This is a genomic window from Nocardioides sp. (assembly GCF_030655615.1).
Taxonomy (GTDB): Bacteria; Actinomycetota; Actinomycetes; order Propionibacteriales; family Nocardioidaceae; genus Nocardioides.
Genome location: NZ_JAURVJ010000065.1, coordinates 1 through 15,266, shown reverse-complemented (window position 1 = coordinate 15,266; position 15,266 = coordinate 1). Strand labels below are relative to the sequence as shown.

Sequence of the window (15,266 nt, the reverse complement as noted above, 5' to 3'; positions counted from 1 at the left end):
GCCGAAGTTTCGTCGCAGAAGGAGGAGAACCTCCGCTGAGGCGGTGAATCTCCACCACGTCGCGACCGTCGCGACCGACCACGTCAGAAGTGCGTCCACCCCGTCGGACCCTCGTACGCCGCCCCGTCGACGGTGACCGTGCCGGGCTCCCCCGACTCGAGCACCTCCCCCACCACGAGCCAGCCGTCGGGCACCGACCCGGCGGGGAACGTGGCGAGCAGGGCGTGGTCGTCGCCGCCGCCGAGGACCAGGTGGAGCGGGTCGGAGCCCAGCGCGGCGCCGACGGCCTGCAGCGGCTCGGCGAGCTCGAAGGCCCCCGAGCGGACGTCGATGGCGACGCCGGAGTCGGCGGCGAGGTGGCCGGCCTCGGCCAGCAGGCCGTCGGAGACGTCGATCATGGCCGTGGCGCCGGCCTCGGCGGCGGTGCGGCCGGCGTCGTAGGGCGGCTCGGGGCGGCGGTAGGCCTCGACCAGGGCGCGCGGCGAGCGGAAGCCGCGGCCGAGCACGGCCAGCCCGCCGGCCGCCCAGCCCTGGCGGCCGCAGAGCGCGAGCACCTCGCCCGGCCGGGCTCCCGAGCGCAGCACCGGGGCCTGGGTGCAGGCGCCGATCACCGTCACGGCGATCACCACCTCCGAGGCCCGGGTCAGGTCGCCGCCGACGACGGACGCGCCGACCAGGGCGCACTCGGCCGCGAAGCCGCGGGCGAAGTCGAGTGCCCACGCCGCCGGCAGGTCCGGCGGGGCCGCGAGGCCGACGGTGAGCGAGTGGGCGCGACCGCCCATGGCGTTGATGTCGGAGAGGTTCTGCGCGGCCGCGCGGTGCCCGACGTCCTCGGCCGTGGCCCAGTCGCGACGGAAGTGCCGACCCTCGACCATCAGGTCGGTCGAGACCACCACGTGGCCGCCCTTGATGCGCAGCACGGCGGCGTCGTCACCGGGGCCGACGAGCACGTGCTCGCCCTGCGTGAAGAGCGCGACGAGCTCGGAGATCAGCCCGAACTCGCCGACGTCGGACAGGGTGGCGTCGGGCGGCACGGGCATGGACCCATCCCACCAGACGCGGGTATCGACACCGCTCCCACCCGCGATAGGTTGGGCGCCGAACCAACTTCCGCACGTACGCCGTCGCAAAGGAGCGCACGCATGGTCGTCCAGGCCTACATCCTGATCCAGACCGACGTCGGCAAGGCCGCCGAGGTGGCCAAGGCCATCGCCCAGGTCAAGGGCGTCACCTCCGCCGAGGACGTCACCGGCCCCTACGACGTGATCGTGCGCGCCGAGGCCCGCAACGTCGACGAGCTGGGCAAGCTCGTCGTGTCCAAGGTCCAGAACCTCGACGGCATCACCCGCACGCTCACGTGCCCGGTCGTCCACATCTGACCACGCACCTGCGACGCCCCGGACCCCGGCGGGTCCGGGGCGTCTGCGCGCTCGCAGCAGCCCTCACCACCTCGGTCCTGGTCGCGTGCAGCGGCCCCACCGAGATCGAGTCCTACGACCTCGGCGACGCCGACCGGTCGGCCTGCGAGGCGTTCGTCGCCGACCTGCCCGGGTCGCTGGCCGACGAGGAGCGCGACGACGTCGAGCCCGAGGACGCCCTCGGGGCGGCGTACGGCGACCCTGCGATCACCGTGACCTGCGGGGTCCCGGTCCCCGACGACTTCGACGAGACCGCGCGCTGCGACGAGGTCAACGGCGTGGGGTGGTTCGTGCCCGACGGCGCCGACACCGACCCCGACATCGATCTGCGGCTCTCGGCACCGGGCTACCGGCCGGTCGTCGAGGCCGTCGTCCCGTCGGACTACCGGCCCGACGACCCCACGCTGGGCGACGACACCACCGCAGCGGTGCTGGCGACGCTGTCGACCCTGGTCGACGAGCACCTGACGCTCGCGCAGCGCTGCGACGGGTAGAGCGGTCCTACGCGAGGACCGCCGTCGCCTGGATCTCCACCAGGAGGTCCGGCTCGGCCAGGGCCGCGACGCCGATCAGGGTGGCGGGCGGGAGCGGTCCGGGCTCGATGCCGAGCTGGGTGGTCGCCCGGACGAGGCCCTCCATGAGCGGCCCCATCTGGTCGGGGGTCCAGCCGACGACGTAGACGGTGACGCTGGCCAGGTCGGCGACCGTGGCACCGGCGCCCTCGAGCCCCGTCACCACGTTGAGGTAGCTCTGGGTGACTTGGGCCGCGAGGTCGCCGGCTCCGACGGGGGTGCCGTCGGCGTCGCGTGCGACCTGGCCCGCGATCGAGACGAACCGGGTTCCGGCGGCGATCGAGACCTGGTGGTAGGCGGGCCCGACGGGCAGGCCGGGAGGGTTGAGGCGTTCGACGCTCATGGCGTCCTCCTGGGACGAGATGGTGCGGACTGAGTGGTCGGTAACATAACAACGCAATGTTATGTATCCTGTCAACCGTGCCCAGACCGAAGGACCCCGCGGTGCGCGCGATGCTCCTCGAGCGCGCGGCGACCATGCTGCGGGCCCGCGACCCCATCACCCTCAGGTCCCTCGTCGACGGCACCGGCGTCTCGACGATGGCGGTCTACACGCACTTCGGCGGCATGGAGCAGCTGTGGCAGTGGCTCCGACAGGAGGGCTTCACGCTGCTCGCCGCGCGTCTTGCCGCGATCACGCCGCCCCGCGACCCGGTCGAGCACCTCGCGACGCTCGCCGTCGCCTACCTCCAGCACGCACTGGACCACCCCGACCTCTACCGGGTCATGTTCGACACGACCGTCGACCTGCCGGACCCGCAGGCGGCCGACGACACGCTGGACTTCCTCGTCGAGGCGGCCGCCCGCGCGGTGACGGCCGGGCGCTTCGCCGACCGGGAGCCCGCGCACGTCCTCGCCACCCGGACCTGGGTCGTCGGCCACGGGCTGGCCTCGCTGGTCGCCACCGGCCCGCTGCCCGACGACACCCTGGGCCTGGCGCCGGGGCTGCTCGAGTCGGTCTTCGTCGGGTTCGGTGACGACCCCCGCCGCTGCCGTACGTCGATCCGCCGGGCCTGGCGGACGCCGCCGGCCTGAGCGCCGGCCGAGGGGGCGCGCGTCAGCGCAGGCCGGTGCCGCGTGCCAGGGCGAGCGCGATCAGCCGGTCGACGAGCGCCGGGTAGTCGAGGCCGGTGGCGGCCCACATGCGGGGATACATCGAGAGGGGCGTGAAGCCCGGCATCGTGTTGATCTCGTTGACGACCAGTGACCCGTCGGGCATCACGAAGAAGTCGACCCGGGCCAGCCCCTCGCCGCCGACGGCCTCGAAGGCCTGCACCGACAAGGCCCGCAGCTCGGCCTCGACCCCGTCGGGCAGCACGGCGGGCACGTCGAGGGCGGTGGCCTCCTCGGGGAGGTACTTGGCCGCGAAGTCGTAGAACTCGTGGTCGCCGGTGATCCGGATCTCGGCCGGGACGCTGGTCTCGGTGCTGCCGTCGAGGGCCTGCAGGACCCCGCACTCGACCTCGCGGGCACCCTCGGCGGCGACCTCGACGAGGGCCTTGGGGTCGTGCTCGAACGCGTGGGCCAGTCCGGCCTCGAGCTCGGAGGCGTCGTGGACCTTGGAGATGCCGATGCTCGACCCGCCCCGGGCGGGCTTGACGAAGAGCGGGTAGCCGAGCTCGTCGGCGCGGCGACGTACGCCGGCGGGGTCGGCGTCCCACGCCCGCGTCGTCACGGTGGTGCTCGGCAGCAGGGGCAGGCCGGCGGCAGCGAGCACGACCTTCATGTAGGCCTTGTCCATGCTGACGGCCGAAGCGAGGACGCCCGCGCCGACGTAGCGGACGCCGGCCATCTCGAGCATCCCCTGGATGGTGCCGTCCTCGCCCCAGGGCCCGTGCAGGACCGGGAAGACGACGTCGACCTCGCCCAGGGTCTCGGGCGGCCGCGAGGGTGACGAGACGACGAGGTCGGTGCCGTGCTCGACGCGGGACAGCGCCACGGCGGCCCGGTCACCGTCGACGCTGGGCAGCGCGTCGGCACCGCCGATCCGCAGCCGGTCGGGGTCACCGGACTCGAGCACCCACCGGCCGTCGCTGGCGATGCCGATCGGGACGACGTCGTAGCGGTCGCGGTCGATGGCCGCGAGGACGCTCCCGGCGGTCACGCACGAGATCGCGTGCTCGCTCGAGCGGCCGCCGAAGACGACGGCGACGCGGGGCCTGGGGGTGCCGGTCACGCGCCGACCCTATCCTCGTGGACATGCCTGACGAGCCCGACGAGCCCGGTCTGACCCCTGCGACCGTGGCGGTGACCGCGGGCCGCCCGCCACACGACCCCGACCAGCCGCTCAACGTGCCGATCACGATGGCGTCGACCTACGTCGGCGGCGGCGACCTCGAGTACGGCCGCTACGCCAACCCGTCGTGGGCGGCGTTCGAGGACACCCTCGGTCAGCTCGAGGGCGGGCGCTGCCTGGCGTTCTCGACCGGGATGGCCGCCGTGCTCACCGTCTTCGACCTGGTGGGCCTGGGCGCCAAGGTCGTCATCCCCGAGCACGCCTACCAGGGCAGCCTGGTCGCCCTCGCCGACCTCGAGTCCCGCGGCCGGCTGACCAGCGTGCTCGTCGACATCGAGGACACCGACGCCGTCGTCGCCGCGTGCGAGGACGCTGCTCTCGTCTGGATCGAGTCACCCACCAACCCCGCCCTCGAGGTCGCCGACATCGAGACCATCGCCCGGGCCGCGCACGAGGCCGGCGCGGTCGTCGTCGTCGACAACACCTTCGCCACTCCCCTGCTCCAGCAGCCGATCGACCTCGGCGCCGACATCGTCGTGCACTCAGCGACGAAGTACCTCGCCGGCCACAGCGACGTCCTCCTCGGCGCGCTCGTGACCGCCGACGACGAGCTCTTCGCCGTCCTCAAGGGCCGTCGCTCGCTGGCGGGCAACACCCCCGGCACGCTCGAGACGTGGCTGGCGCTGCGCGGGATGCGCACGCTGCACCTGCGCGTCGAGCGCGCCCAGGCCAACGCCCAGACCCTGGTGCCGCTGCTGCGCGAGCACCCGGCGGTCGCGGAGGTGCGCTACCCCGGCTTCGGCGGCATCGTCGCCATCGTCCTGGCCAAGGGCGAGCTCGCCGCCGACCTCCTCGTGCGCAAGACCAGGCTGTGGGTGCACGCCACCTCGCTCGGCGGCGTGGAGTCGACGTTCGAACGACGACGCCGGTGGAAGACCGAGTCGCCCACCATCCCCGTCGGTCTGGTGCGGATGTCGGTCGGCATCGAGGACGTCGGCGACCTCTGGGCCGACCTGGTCAGGGCGCTCGACGGCGTGGTGGGCTAACCGATCTCCGACTTGGTGTCGCGGGCGAGGATCGCGTCCATCATCTCGGGGGCGGTCATCCGTCCGGCGACGACGTCGTCGACGTAGGTCGCCACGGGCGCGTCGCACCCCGACTGCTCGGCCAGGGCGCGGAGGGACGCGCACGACTTGGCGCCCTCGGCGACCTGGCGGGTGCTGGCGTAGATCTCCTCGCTCGTCATGCCGCGGCCGAGCTTCTCGCCGAAGCCGCGGTTGCGCGAGAGCGGTGAGGAGCAGGTCGCGACCAGGTCGCCGAGGCCGGCGAGGCCCATCAGGGTCAGCGGGTTGGCGCCGAGCTTCATGGCCAGGCGTGCGGTCTCGGCGAGGCCGCGGGTGATGAGCGAGGCGGTCGTGTTGTCGCCGAACCCGAGGCCCACGGCCATCCCGACGGCCAGCCCGACGACGTTCTTGTAGGCACCGCCGAGCTCGCAGCCGAGGACGTCGACGCTGGAGTAGGGGCGGAAGGCCGGCGAGTGCAGGCGCTTCTGCAGGAGCTTGGCGACGGTCTCGTCCTCGCACGCGACGACCGAGGCGGCCGGCTCGCGGCGCGCGATCTCCTTGGCCAGGTTGGGGCCGCTGACCACGGCGATCCGCTCGGGACCGGCGCCGGTGACCTGGTGGATCACCTCACTCATCCGGTTGAGCGAGCCGAGCTCGACGCCCTTCATCAGCGAGACGACGACCGCGTCGGTCTCGATGAACGGCGCCCACGTCGTGAGGTTGGCGCGCAGGGTCTGCGACGGGGTCGCCAGCACCACCATGTCGGCGCCGTGCAGCGCCTTCTCGACGTCGGACGTCGCGCCGACGGCCGGCGGCAGCTGGATGCCGGGCAGGTAGTCGGGGTTCTCGCGCTCCTCGTTGATCGCGGCCGCGACCTCCTCGCGGCGGGCCCACAGCATCACGTCGTTGCCGGCGTCGGCGAGGACGATCGAGAACGACGTCCCCCACGAGCCGGCACTGAGCACGGCGACCTTGTTGCTCACGCGGAGTCCTTCTGCTGCTTGGGGGGCCTGGGGCTCTTGGGGGACTTGGGGTTCTTGTGCGGGTTGCCGATCTCGGCGACGCCCACCTTGCGCGGGTCGAACCGCTCGGCCGGCGCCTTCTCACCACGGATCTCCTCGACCAGCACGGTGATCGCCGTCATGATCCGCTCGGTCGCCTCGGCCAGGACCTCGACGCTCCGGGGCTCGTCGACGAGGTCGGACAGGTCGACGGGGTCGCCGGCGACGATGTGGATCGTCTTGCGGGGGAAGAGGTCGGGCTTCCTGGCGTAGGGCGCCAGCAGCTCCTGCGCCCCCCACTGACCGATCGGGATGACGGGACAGCCGGTCTCGAGGGCGATCCGGGCGGCGCCCGACTTGCCCTTCATCGGCCACAGGTCAGGGTCGCGGGTGATCGTGCCCTCGGGGTAGACCACGATGCACTCGCCCGCGCGGACCGCGGCCACGGCGGCGTCGTAGGCCCCGACCGCGGAGCGGCTGGCCCGCTCGACGGGGATCTGGCCGGCCGCCCGCATGAAGTGGCCGAGCGCCTTGTTCTTGAACAGCCCGGACTTGGCGAGGTAGCGGGGCAGGCGCCCGTGGTCGTGGGTGAAGACGGCGGCGGTGAGCGGGTCGACGTGGGAGAGGTGGTTGATGGCGATCACGCATCCACCGCTTGCCGGGATCTTGGTCCCGTCGCGCCAGTCGGGCTTGGTCGTCAGGAAGAAGGTCGGTCGGAGGATCACCGCCCCCAGGGTGAAGGTCCACCCACGCCTCTCCTGCAGCTTGCGCACTCCCACAGGACCGCAGGTTACTCGGGTGCCTGCCCGGAGCCGGGGAACCACCTGCTTGGATTCCGCTGTGGAGCCTGCGTACGTCGTCGTGCTGCCGGTGAAGCCGCCGGCCCGGGGGAAGTCGCGGTTGCAGGGCATCCCCGACGAGCGACGCCGCGGCCTCGCCGAGGCCTTCGCGCTCGACACCGCCGCCGCGTGCCTGGGCTCGCCGTCGGTGGCAGCGGTGCTCGCGGTCACCGACGACGCGGCGTTCGCGCTGCGGCTCGCGACCGCCGGCTGCGCGACCGTCCCCGACGGCGGGGCCGGCCTCAACGGCGCCCTGCGACAGGCCGCGGCCGAGGCGGTCCGCCGGTGGCCGGGCCTGCAGCCGGTGGCGCTGCTCGCCGACCTGCCCGCCCTGCGGACCGCCGACCTCGACGCCGCCCTGGCGGCGCTGGTGCCGGGCGGGCCGTCCTACGTCGCGGACGCCGACGGCACGGGCACGACGCTCTACACGGCGCCGTACGACGAGTTCGACCCGGCGTTCGGCGCCGACTCGGCCGCGGCCCATCGCGACGCCGGAGCGCTGGCCGTGCGGGGCGAGCTCGCCTCCTTGCGTCGCGACGTCGACGACCTCGACGACCTGCGGTCCGCGGCCGCGATCGGCCTCGGCGTCGAGACGGCCCGCGCCGCCGACGGCCTCGTCTAGCCCGGCGACGACGAACGGGCCGCCCTCCCGGAGGAGGACGACCCGTCGTGGTGGTGTCTGCGTCAGGCCTTCTTGGCCGCCGCCTTCTTGGCGGGGGCCTTCTTGGCCGCCGGAGCCGCCTTCTTGGCCGGGGCCGCCTTCTTGGCGGCGGTCTTGGCGGGGGCGGCCTTCTTGGCGGCGGTCTTGGCGGGGGCGGCCTTCTTGGCCGGAGCCGCCTTCTTGGTCGCCGCGGTCTTGGCCGGAGCCGCCTTCTTGGTCGCCGCGGTCTTGGTGGGCGCAGCCTTCTTGGCCGCCGCCTTGACCGGGGCCGCCTTCTTGGCGGCAGCCTTGACCGGGGCCGTCTTCTTGGCCGCGGTCGCGGCCTTTTTGGCCGGAGCCGCTGCCTTCTTGGCGGCCGGCGCCGCAGCGGCGACGGTCAGCTTGGGCAGCTTCTTGGCACCCGACACGACGTTCTTGAGGTCGGCACCCGCGGTGAACTTCGGCACCGAGGTCTTCTTGGCCTTGATGCGCGCGCCGGTCTGCGGGTTGCGGACCCAGCGGGCCTCGCGCACGCGCTTCTCGAACGAGCCGAAGCCGGTGATCGCGACCTTCTCGCCCTTGGCCACCTCGCGGGTGATGGTGTCGAGGACCGACTCCAACGCGTGCGACGCGGCCTTCTTGTTGCCGTCGTACCGCCCGGCCAGCGCCTCGATGAGCTGTGACTTGTTCACTGTCTTCCCCTTCAGAGAACCAGATGACGCCGAGCTCGTGCCCGACTTTCCCTAGGCACGCTAGGCATTCGTGGCCACGCTCACAATCGCCACGCCGATGACGAACGGCTTTTTTGCCCGTGGTTGAGGGAAATCAGCCAATTTCGGGCCCGATCAGCGCTTCAGGAAGTCGAGGAGGGCGGTATTGAACTCGTCCTTGTGCGACACGTTGAGACCGTGCGGAGCACCGTTCACGACCACCAGCGTCGAGCCCGCAATCGCCTCAGCAGAGCGCTTTCCGGACACCGCGAACGGGACCGTCGCGTCGCCGTCGCCGTGGATCACCAAGGTGGGCACAGCGATCTTGGCCAGGTCGCCGCGGAAGTCGGTGCGCCCGAACGCGGCGATGCAGCCGCCGAGCGCCGCGTCGGCTGCCGTGGCCTCGAGCGCGAGCGCCTGCTGACGCTGGTCCTCGGTCACCGTGAGCTCACCGTCGACCGAGAAGAAGTCGGTCGTGAACTGGTCGAGGAAGCCCTCGCGGTCGGACGAGACGCCGTCGATCATGCCCTGCACGTCGTCGTCGCCGAGCCCGCCGTCCGGGTTGTCGACGGTCTTGAGCAGGTAGGGCGGCACGGCTGCTGCGAGCACGGCCGAGTGGACGCGGGCGTCGCCGTAGGTCCCGAGGTAGCGCGCCACCTCGCCACCACCCATCGAGAAACCGACGAGCGTGACGTCGGACAGGTCGAGGCCGTCGAGCAGCCCGGCCAGGTCCGCCGCGAACGTGTCGTAGTCGTAGCCGTCATCGGTCTTGTCGGAGCCGCCGAAGCCCCGGCGGTCGTAGGCGATCGCGCGGTAGCCCGCGTCGACCAGCGCACCCTCCTGGTCGGCCCAGGACTTGCCGGTCAACGGCCACCCGTGGATGAGCACCACGGGACGACCGTCGCCGCCGGTGTCGGTGTAGTGGAGGTTGATGCCGTTGCTGCTGATGTCGGGCACGTCGTGGTCCTTCCGTCGGAGAATTACCTTGTGCACAAGACGTTGCCAGGTGGGTGGGCGTGGCAGTACGCACGTGGGGGTGAAGGGTTGCGTGGGGTGGCGGCTGCTCGGTGCTTGCGACGGTCTCTGTTGCCTTCGAGTCGTTCGTAGTCGGGCTGTCCGCGCGCCTAGCATCCCGGGCCTCCCTGTCAAGGACGCCTTCGGCGCCGCTGCGCGGTCGCTGCGCGATCCTTGACAGCGAGCCTCTCCCGGGATGCTCGAGGGCGCAGACAAGGGCGGGCTCCGCCGCGCCCTCGGCCAGCGCGGACAGCCCTCACCGGCACCACTGGTCACGCTGACTTGACGTTTCTCCCGGTTATCGCACGAAGCTTCGGCACAGAACCGGGAGTTTCGTCGCAGAACCTCACCTCGCATGCTCCCCGACCCGGGCCGGCGGTGCGTCAGCCACCGAACCAGGCGCCCGAGATGACCCAAGACGGTGGCTCACCCACCGCTGGGTCGGGTGGCCGCGCAGGCGACGGCGAGCCGAGCTTGCGAGGCCTCGCCGTTACGCGCCGAGAAGCAGACCGCGAGAGGCTCGGGGTCAAGGACGCCGCAGGCACCGCGAAGCGGCGCGAGCGAAGCGAGCGTCCTTGACACCGAGACGCGGTCTGCTACGCGCGCGGCCACCCGACCCGGGCACAGCATGGCCCCACGACAACAAGAAGGCTTCGAGGCTCGCTGCGCTCGCACCTCAGCCGACGTACGTCAGGCGTGCTGCGTGACCGGCTTCCACGACGGCCGACCGGCCTCGTAGGAGGTGATGTCGGCCTCGTGGCCGAGGGTGATGCCGATGTCGTCGAGGCCCTCGAGCAGGCGCCAGCGGGTGTAGTCGTCGATGTCGAAGGAGTCCTCGATGGCGTCGACGCCCTCGCCGGCGCGCACGGTGCGCGACTCGAGGTCGACGGTGATCTCGGCCCCGGGCTGGTCGGCGAGCAGGTCCCAGAGACGCTGGACGACCTTCTCGTCGACCTGGGCGGCGAGCAGGCCGGCCTTGCCGGAGTTGCCGCGGAAGATGTCGGCGAAGCGGGGGGAGATCACGACGCGGAAGCCGTAGTTCTGCAGGGCCCAGACGGCGTGCTCGCGCGACGAGCCGGTGCCGAAGTCGGGGCCGGCCACGAGGACCGATCCGCCGGCGTAGGCCGGGTTGTTGAGCACGAAGGTCGGGTCGTTGCGCCAGGCCGAGAAGAGCCCGTCCTCGAAGCCGTCGCGGGTGACGCGCTTGAGGTAGACGGCCGGGATGATCTGGTCGGTGTCGACGTTGCTGCGGCGCAGCGGGACCCCGATGCCGGTGTGGCTGGTGAACGCGTCCATGTCAGTTGCTCCCCACGGTGACGGGCTGAGCCAGCGGCTCGAGGTCGGCGGGCGAGGACAGGGTGCCGCGGATGGCGGTGGCCGCCGCGACCGGGATCGAGACCAGGTGGGTGCGCCCGCCCTTGCCCTGACGGCCCTCGAAGTTGCGGTTGGAGGTCGACGCGCTGCGCTCGCCGGGCTCGAGGGTGTCGGGGTTCATGCCCAGGCACATCGAGCAGCCCGCGCCGCGCCACTCGGCGCCGGCCTCCTTGAAGATGACGTCGAGGCCCTCGTCCTGGGCCTGGAGGCGCACGCGCACCGAGCCGGGTACGACGAGCAGGCGCGTGTCGGGGTCGACCTTGCGGCCCTGGATGATCTCGGCGGCGAGGCGCAGGTCCTCGATGCGGCCGTTGGTGCACGAGCCGACGAAGACGGTGTCGACCTTGACCTCGCGCATCGGGGTGCCGGCGGTCAGACCCATGTATTCCAGGGCCTTCTCGGCGGCGACCTTGTCCTGCGCGTCGTCGAAGTCGTCGGGGAACGGCACGGCCGCGCCGAGCGGCACGCCCTGGCCGGGGTTGGTGCCCCAGGTGACGAACGGCGTCATCACCGACGCGTCGAGCACGACCTCCTCGTCGAAGACGGCGTCGTCGTCGGTGCGCAGGCTCTTCCAGTGCTCGACGGCGGCGTCCCAGTCGGCACCCTTCGGCGCCTCGGGGCGGCCCTCGATGTAGTCGAAGGTCGTCTGGTCGGGGGCGATGAGGCCGGCCTTGGCGCCCCACTCGATGCTCATGTTGCACACCGTCATCCGGCCCTCCATCGAGAGCTCCTCGATGGCCGGCCCGCGGTACTCGACGATGTAGCCCTGGCCTCCGCCGGTGCCGGTGTGGGCGATCAGGGTGAGGACCATGTCCTTGGCGGTCACGCCCGCGGGCAGCGACCCGTTGATGGTCACGGCCATCGTCTTGGGCTTGGCCTGCATCAGCGTCTGCGTCGCGAGCACGTGCTCGACCTCGGAGGTGCCGATGCCGAACGCGATCGCGCCGAACGCGCCGTGGGTGCTGGTGTGGCTGTCGCCGCAGACGATCGTCATGCCGGGCTGGGTGAGACCGAGCTGCGGGCCGACGACGTGGACGATGCCCTGCTCGATGTCACCGAGCGGGTGCAGGCGTACGCCGAACTCGTCGGCGTTGCGGCGCAGCGTGTCGACCTGCGTGCGCGAGACGGGGTCGGCGATCGGCTTGTCCCAGTCGATCGTGGGGACGTTGTGGTCCTCGGTCGCCAGGGTCAGGTCCGGGCGCCGCACGGCCCGACCGGCCAGCCGCAGACCGTCGAAGGCCTGGGGGCTGGTCACCTCGTGGATGAGGTGGAGATCGATGAACAGGAGGTCCGGCTCACCCTGCCTCGAACGGACGACGTGCTCGTCCCACACCTTCTCCGACAGGGTCCTGCCCATGACGTGCTCCTTCACCACTCGCTGCTGAGGTCTCCTACGGTACGCCTTGCGTCCCATGGAGTGAGACGGTAATCTTGCCATATGGACAACTCCAGCGGCGTGGGTGTGCTCGACAAGGCCGCTCTCGTGCTCACCGCACTCGAGTCCGGACCCGCCACGCTGGCCGGCCTGGTTGCCGGCACCGGCCTGGCCCGGCCGACGGCCCACCGCCTCGCGGTGGCTCTCGAGCACCACCGCCTCGTCGCCCGCGACATGCAGGGACGCTTCGTCCTCGGGCCGCGCCTGGCCGAGCTGTCGGCGGCCGCGGGCGAGGACCGCCTCCTCGCCACCGCGGGCCCGGTACTGGCCCGGCTGCGCGACATCACCGGTGAGTCCGCCCAGCTCTGGCGCCGCCAGGGTGAGCACCGCGTCTGCGTCGCGGCCGCCGAGCGTCCCTCCGGGCTGCGCGACACGATCCCGGTCGGCTCCCAGCTGACGATGCGCGCCGGGTCGGCCGCCCAGGTGCTGCTCGCCTGGGAGGACCCCGAGCGCATGCACCGCGGCCTGCAGAACGCCGCCTTCTCGGCCGCCGCGCTGAGCGGCATCCGTCGCCGCGGCTGGGCCCAGTCGGTCGGTGAGCGCGAGCAGGGCGTCGCCTCGGTCTCCGCGCCCGTCCGCTCCCCCGGCGGCAAGATCATCGCCGCGGTCTCCGTCTCGGGTCCGCTCGAACGGCTCTCGCGCCAGCCGGGTCGCATGCACGCGCCCGCGGTGCTCGCGGCGGCCGAGCGGCTGTCCGAGTCGTTGCGGCGCGCCGCCGCCGAGTAGCGAGCGGCGCTCAGAAGCCGGGGTCGACCCCGAGCGACACCGAGCCGACGAGGTCGGTGGCCCGTTCGCACGCGCCCTCGAGGTCGCACCGCACGACGACGTCCTCCTCGACGTCGGCCTGGAGGTACCGCCTGTCCTGCGTGACGAGCCCCACCGGGACCAGCAGGTGCTCGTCGTCCTCCCACGACGGCGTGCCGACGGAGACGTAGACCGAGCACCGGCGCTTGGGGGCGAGGCAGGTCCCGAGTCGCGCGTCGAGGTCGGCGAGCTCCGCCCCCAGCGCGAAGTCGATCGTCCGCACGACCTCGTCGTCGGCGGTGCGGCGCACGACCACGGTGTGACGGGGCTCGGCGTCCTCGCCGGACTCGCGCAGCACGGTCTCGAGCGAGCCGTCCGGCGACGACACCGTCGCGGGGTCCTGCGGGAAGTCACCACCGCCCCGGTAGACGTCGAGGACGGCCTGGTCGGCGGGGGCGAGGTCGGTCGGCGGGTCCTCGCCGTTGCGCAGCTCGAGCAGCTCCTCGCCCGTGCGGACGTCGATCTCCCAGATCCACTCCCGGCCCGTGCCGCGGTCGGAGAAGTAGGTCCAGATGTGGCCGGTCTCCTCGACCAGGCCGGGCGGGTGCGTGTAGCTCTCGTAGGCACCGTCCCCCAGCGGCTGGGCGTGCCCGGTCTCGTCGACCGCCCAGTAGTGGGCGCCGACGTCCTGCGGCAGCTGCCCGGCCAGGACCACCCGGCCGTCGACCGAGCCCATGATCGAGGCCGCCACGTCCGCGGGCAGGTCGGTCTCGAGGGTCTGCCCGTCGAAGCGGACCGTCCGGCCGACCACGTGGTCGACGGTGGGTGCCGGGCCGGCGGGGAGGGACGTCGGGTCGATCGCGCCGCGCGGGAGCGGGGCCGGGGTCGCGGTCGGCGTCGGCCGGGGCGTCCGCGAGGTGGCCGACGGGGCCGAGGACGAGGGGCTCGAGGCGCCCGCGTCCTCGTCGGCGCAGCCGGCGAGCGGACTCGCCGCGGCGGCGACCGCGAGCGCGGCGACCGTCAGCCGGCTGGACGGGGAGCGACTGCGCACGGGGACCTCCGGAGGGCGACGGGTGTGGTCGGACCACCGTGGGACGCACGCCGCCACCGAAAGGTTGTCAGAACAGCGCGTCCTGCTCCAGCGACAGCAGCAGCTGCTTGCGCTCGAGCCCACCGGCGTAGCCCGTGAGCGTGCCGTTGGCGCCGATGACGCGGTGGCACGGGATGACGATGGGAATCGGGTTGCTGCCGTTGGCGAGCCCGACCGCGCGGGACGCGGCGTTGGTGCGACCGATGCGGTGGGCCACCTCGCCGTAGGACGCGGTCTCGCCGTAGCCGATCTCGCGCAGCTGACCCCACACCTGCTGCTGGAACGCCGAGCCGGCCGGCGACAGCGGGAGGTCGAACTCCTTGAGGTCGCGCGCGAAGTAGGCGGTGAGCTGCCGCGCGGCCTCGACCAGCAGCGGGTGGTCGTCCTGCCGCGCGCCGCGGGGTCGTCCGCCGATCGCGTCGTCGTGGAACGGCGAGAACTCGATGGCGGTGATCACGCCGTCGCGCTCGACGATCCGCAGGTCGTCGATGGGTGACTCGATGACGGTCCACATGGTCAGGGTCCTTCCGTTGTCGGCATGAGGGTGTTCCAGAGGTGCATGAGGGCGTAGGAGCGCCACGGTCGCCAGTCGTCGACGCGGTCGAGGCTGGCGACCGGGTCGTGACCGAGGCCGCGCAGGGCGTTGCGGACCCCGATGTCGGTGGACAGGAAGACGTCGGGGTGGGCGAGGGCCCGCATGGCGACGTAGTCGGCGGTCCAGGGTCCGATGCCGGGCAGCGCGACGAGCGCGGCTCGTACGGCGTCGCGGTCGGTCCCGCGGTCGAGGGCGATCGCGCCGGAGGCCAGCGCCCCGGCCAGGGCGACGAGCGCCCGTCCGCGCGCCCGCGGCATCGGCAGGGTCTCGGGATCCGCAGCCGCGAGAGCGGCGCTCGTGGGGAACAGCCGCGTCAGACCCGGTACGCCGGTCTCGACCGCCAGGCCGTGGACCTCGACGATGCGGCCGGTGACGGTGCGGGCCCCGGTGACGCTGACCTGCTGGCCGATGACCGTGCGGATCGCGGTCTCGGCCCCGTCGACCTGGCCCGGCAGCCGGAGCCCGGGGGTGGCGCGGGCGAGCGGTCCGATGACCGGGTCGCCGGCGAAGTGGTCGGCGACGGCGAGCGGGTCG

General features: G+C 72.6%; 18 protein-coding genes. 6 read left to right on the top strand and 12 right to left on the bottom strand.

All coding sequences use genetic code 11. The features are described from left to right. Positions 1 to 83 precede the first annotated feature (83 nt). Positions 84 to 1,034 (bottom strand): thiamine-phosphate kinase, encoded by a 951-nt coding sequence (locus Q7T52_RS05460; protein ID WP_304800166.1) that lies wholly within the window; start codon positions 1,032 to 1,034, stop codon positions 84 to 86. A 108-nt stretch (positions 1,035 to 1,142) separates the two neighbouring features. Between Q7T52_RS05460 and Q7T52_RS05455 the strand changes: the two genes are divergently transcribed. Further along, positions 1,143 to 1,379, top strand: coding sequence for an Lrp/AsnC family transcriptional regulator (locus Q7T52_RS05455; protein ID WP_304800165.1), 237 nt, complete (start codon positions 1,143 to 1,145; stop codon positions 1,377 to 1,379). Beyond that, complete coding sequence (locus Q7T52_RS05450) at positions 1,358 to 1,912, top strand: DUF3515 domain-containing protein (RefSeq protein WP_304800163.1); 555 nt, start codon at positions 1,358 to 1,360, stop codon at positions 1,910 to 1,912. Before Q7T52_RS05455 ends, Q7T52_RS05450 begins: the two co-directional genes overlap by 22 nt. A gap of 7 nt (positions 1,913 to 1,919) precedes the next feature. Here Q7T52_RS05450 and Q7T52_RS05445 read toward each other — a convergent pair whose 3' ends face one another. Beyond that, positions 1,920 to 2,333, bottom strand: coding sequence for a RidA family protein (locus tag Q7T52_RS05445; protein ID WP_304800161.1), 414 nt, complete (start codon positions 2,331 to 2,333; stop codon positions 1,920 to 1,922). Positions 2,334 to 2,410: 77 nt separating this feature from the next. Here Q7T52_RS05445 and Q7T52_RS05440 point away from each other — a divergent pair, with 77 nt between their 5' ends. Continuing rightward, positions 2,411 to 3,025: a TetR/AcrR family transcriptional regulator gene (locus Q7T52_RS05440; protein ID WP_304800159.1), complete on the top strand. Its 615-nt coding sequence runs from the start codon at positions 2,411 to 2,413 to the stop codon at positions 3,023 to 3,025. A 22-nt stretch (positions 3,026 to 3,047) separates the two neighbouring features. Here Q7T52_RS05440 and Q7T52_RS05435 read toward each other — a convergent pair whose 3' ends face one another. Next, on the bottom strand, positions 3,048 to 4,166 hold the full coding sequence (locus tag Q7T52_RS05435; protein WP_304800157.1) for a D-alanine--D-alanine ligase family protein: 1,119 nt from the start codon (positions 4,164 to 4,166) through the stop codon (positions 3,048 to 3,050). Positions 4,167 to 4,189: 23 nt separating this feature from the next. On the opposite strand from Q7T52_RS05435, the gene Q7T52_RS05430 reads away from it, so the two are divergent. Then, complete coding sequence (locus Q7T52_RS05430; RefSeq protein ID WP_304800155.1) at positions 4,190 to 5,272, top strand: PLP-dependent aspartate aminotransferase family protein; 1,083 nt, start codon at positions 4,190 to 4,192, stop codon at positions 5,270 to 5,272. Here the strand turns inward: Q7T52_RS05430 and Q7T52_RS05425 are convergent. Then, complete coding sequence (locus tag Q7T52_RS05425) at positions 5,269 to 6,273, bottom strand: NAD(P)H-dependent glycerol-3-phosphate dehydrogenase (protein ID WP_304800153.1); 1,005 nt, start codon at positions 6,271 to 6,273, stop codon at positions 5,269 to 5,271. The two genes, Q7T52_RS05430 and Q7T52_RS05425, sit on opposite strands and share 4 nt — an antisense overlap. Continuing rightward, a complete protein-coding gene (locus Q7T52_RS05420; protein WP_304800151.1) occupies positions 6,270 to 7,016 on the bottom strand; it encodes a 1-acyl-sn-glycerol-3-phosphate acyltransferase in 747 nt (248 codons plus the stop codon). Before Q7T52_RS05420 ends, Q7T52_RS05425 begins: the two co-directional genes overlap by 4 nt. A gap of 115 nt (positions 7,017 to 7,131) precedes the next feature. Here Q7T52_RS05420 and cofC point away from each other — a divergent pair, with 115 nt between their 5' ends. Continuing rightward, positions 7,132 to 7,752: a 2-phospho-L-lactate guanylyltransferase gene (cofC, locus tag Q7T52_RS05415; RefSeq protein ID WP_304800149.1), complete on the top strand. Its 621-nt coding sequence runs from the start codon at positions 7,132 to 7,134 to the stop codon at positions 7,750 to 7,752. Between the two features lie 62 nt (positions 7,753 to 7,814). On the opposite strand, the gene Q7T52_RS05410 is transcribed toward cofC, so the two are convergent. The 4 genes from Q7T52_RS05410 to leuC form a co-directional block, all read right to left on the bottom strand. After that, positions 7,815 to 8,462: an HU family DNA-binding protein gene (locus Q7T52_RS05410; RefSeq protein WP_304800147.1), complete on the bottom strand. Its 648-nt coding sequence runs from the start codon at positions 8,460 to 8,462 to the stop codon at positions 7,815 to 7,817. Between the two features lie 153 nt (positions 8,463 to 8,615). Then, a complete protein-coding gene (locus Q7T52_RS05405) occupies positions 8,616 to 9,437 on the bottom strand; it encodes an alpha/beta fold hydrolase (protein WP_304800145.1) in 822 nt (273 codons plus the stop codon). Between the two features lie 747 nt (positions 9,438 to 10,184). Then, complete coding sequence (gene leuD, locus Q7T52_RS05400; protein ID WP_304800143.1) at positions 10,185 to 10,790, bottom strand: 3-isopropylmalate dehydratase small subunit; 606 nt, start codon at positions 10,788 to 10,790, stop codon at positions 10,185 to 10,187. A 1-nt stretch (position 10,791) separates the two neighbouring features. Continuing rightward, entirely contained in the window at positions 10,792 to 12,225 is a 1,434-nt protein-coding gene (gene leuC / locus Q7T52_RS05395) for a 3-isopropylmalate dehydratase large subunit (protein ID WP_304800141.1), read from the bottom strand. 81 nt (positions 12,226 to 12,306) lie between these two features. Here leuC and Q7T52_RS05390 point away from each other — a divergent pair, with 81 nt between their 5' ends. After that, entirely contained in the window at positions 12,307 to 13,029 is a 723-nt protein-coding gene (locus Q7T52_RS05390; RefSeq protein ID WP_091021586.1) for an IclR family transcriptional regulator, read from the top strand. Between the two features lie 10 nt (positions 13,030 to 13,039). On the opposite strand, the gene Q7T52_RS05385 is transcribed toward Q7T52_RS05390, so the two are convergent. The 3 genes from Q7T52_RS05385 to Q7T52_RS05375 form a co-directional block, all read right to left on the bottom strand. Then, complete coding sequence (locus Q7T52_RS05385; RefSeq protein ID WP_304800135.1) at positions 13,040 to 14,098, bottom strand: hypothetical protein; 1,059 nt, start codon at positions 14,096 to 14,098, stop codon at positions 13,040 to 13,042. Between the two features lie 67 nt (positions 14,099 to 14,165). After that, on the bottom strand, positions 14,166 to 14,651 hold the full coding sequence (locus tag Q7T52_RS05380) for a methylated-DNA--[protein]-cysteine S-methyltransferase (protein ID WP_304800133.1): 486 nt from the start codon (positions 14,649 to 14,651) through the stop codon (positions 14,166 to 14,168). A gap of 2 nt (positions 14,652 to 14,653) precedes the next feature. After that, positions 14,654 to 15,266, bottom strand: a 613-nt coding sequence (locus tag Q7T52_RS05375) for a DNA-3-methyladenine glycosylase (RefSeq protein ID WP_370692297.1), incomplete at its 5' end; no start/stop codon positions are given.

Coding starts and splice junctions, on each gene's coding strand:
- Q7T52_RS05455 (WP_304800165.1), top strand. CDS start 1,143: ATGGTCGTCCAGGCCTACATCCTGATCCAGACCGACGTCGGCAAGGCC.
- Q7T52_RS05445 (WP_304800161.1), bottom strand. CDS start 2,333: ATGAGCGTCGAACGCCTCAACCCTCCCGGCCTGCCCGTCGGGCCCGCC.
- Q7T52_RS05430 (WP_304800155.1), top strand. CDS start 4,190: ATGCCTGACGAGCCCGACGAGCCCGGTCTGACCCCTGCGACCGTGGCG.
- leuD (WP_304800143.1), bottom strand. CDS start 10,790: ATGGACGCGTTCACCAGCCACACCGGCATCGGGGTCCCGCTGCGCCGC.
- leuC (WP_304800141.1), bottom strand. CDS start 12,225: ATGGGCAGGACCCTGTCGGAGAAGGTGTGGGACGAGCACGTCGTCCGT.
- Q7T52_RS05390 (WP_091021586.1), top strand. CDS start 12,307: ATGGACAACTCCAGCGGCGTGGGTGTGCTCGACAAGGCCGCTCTCGTG.
- Q7T52_RS05380 (WP_304800133.1), bottom strand. CDS start 14,651: ATGTGGACCGTCATCGAGTCACCCATCGACGACCTGCGGATCGTCGAG.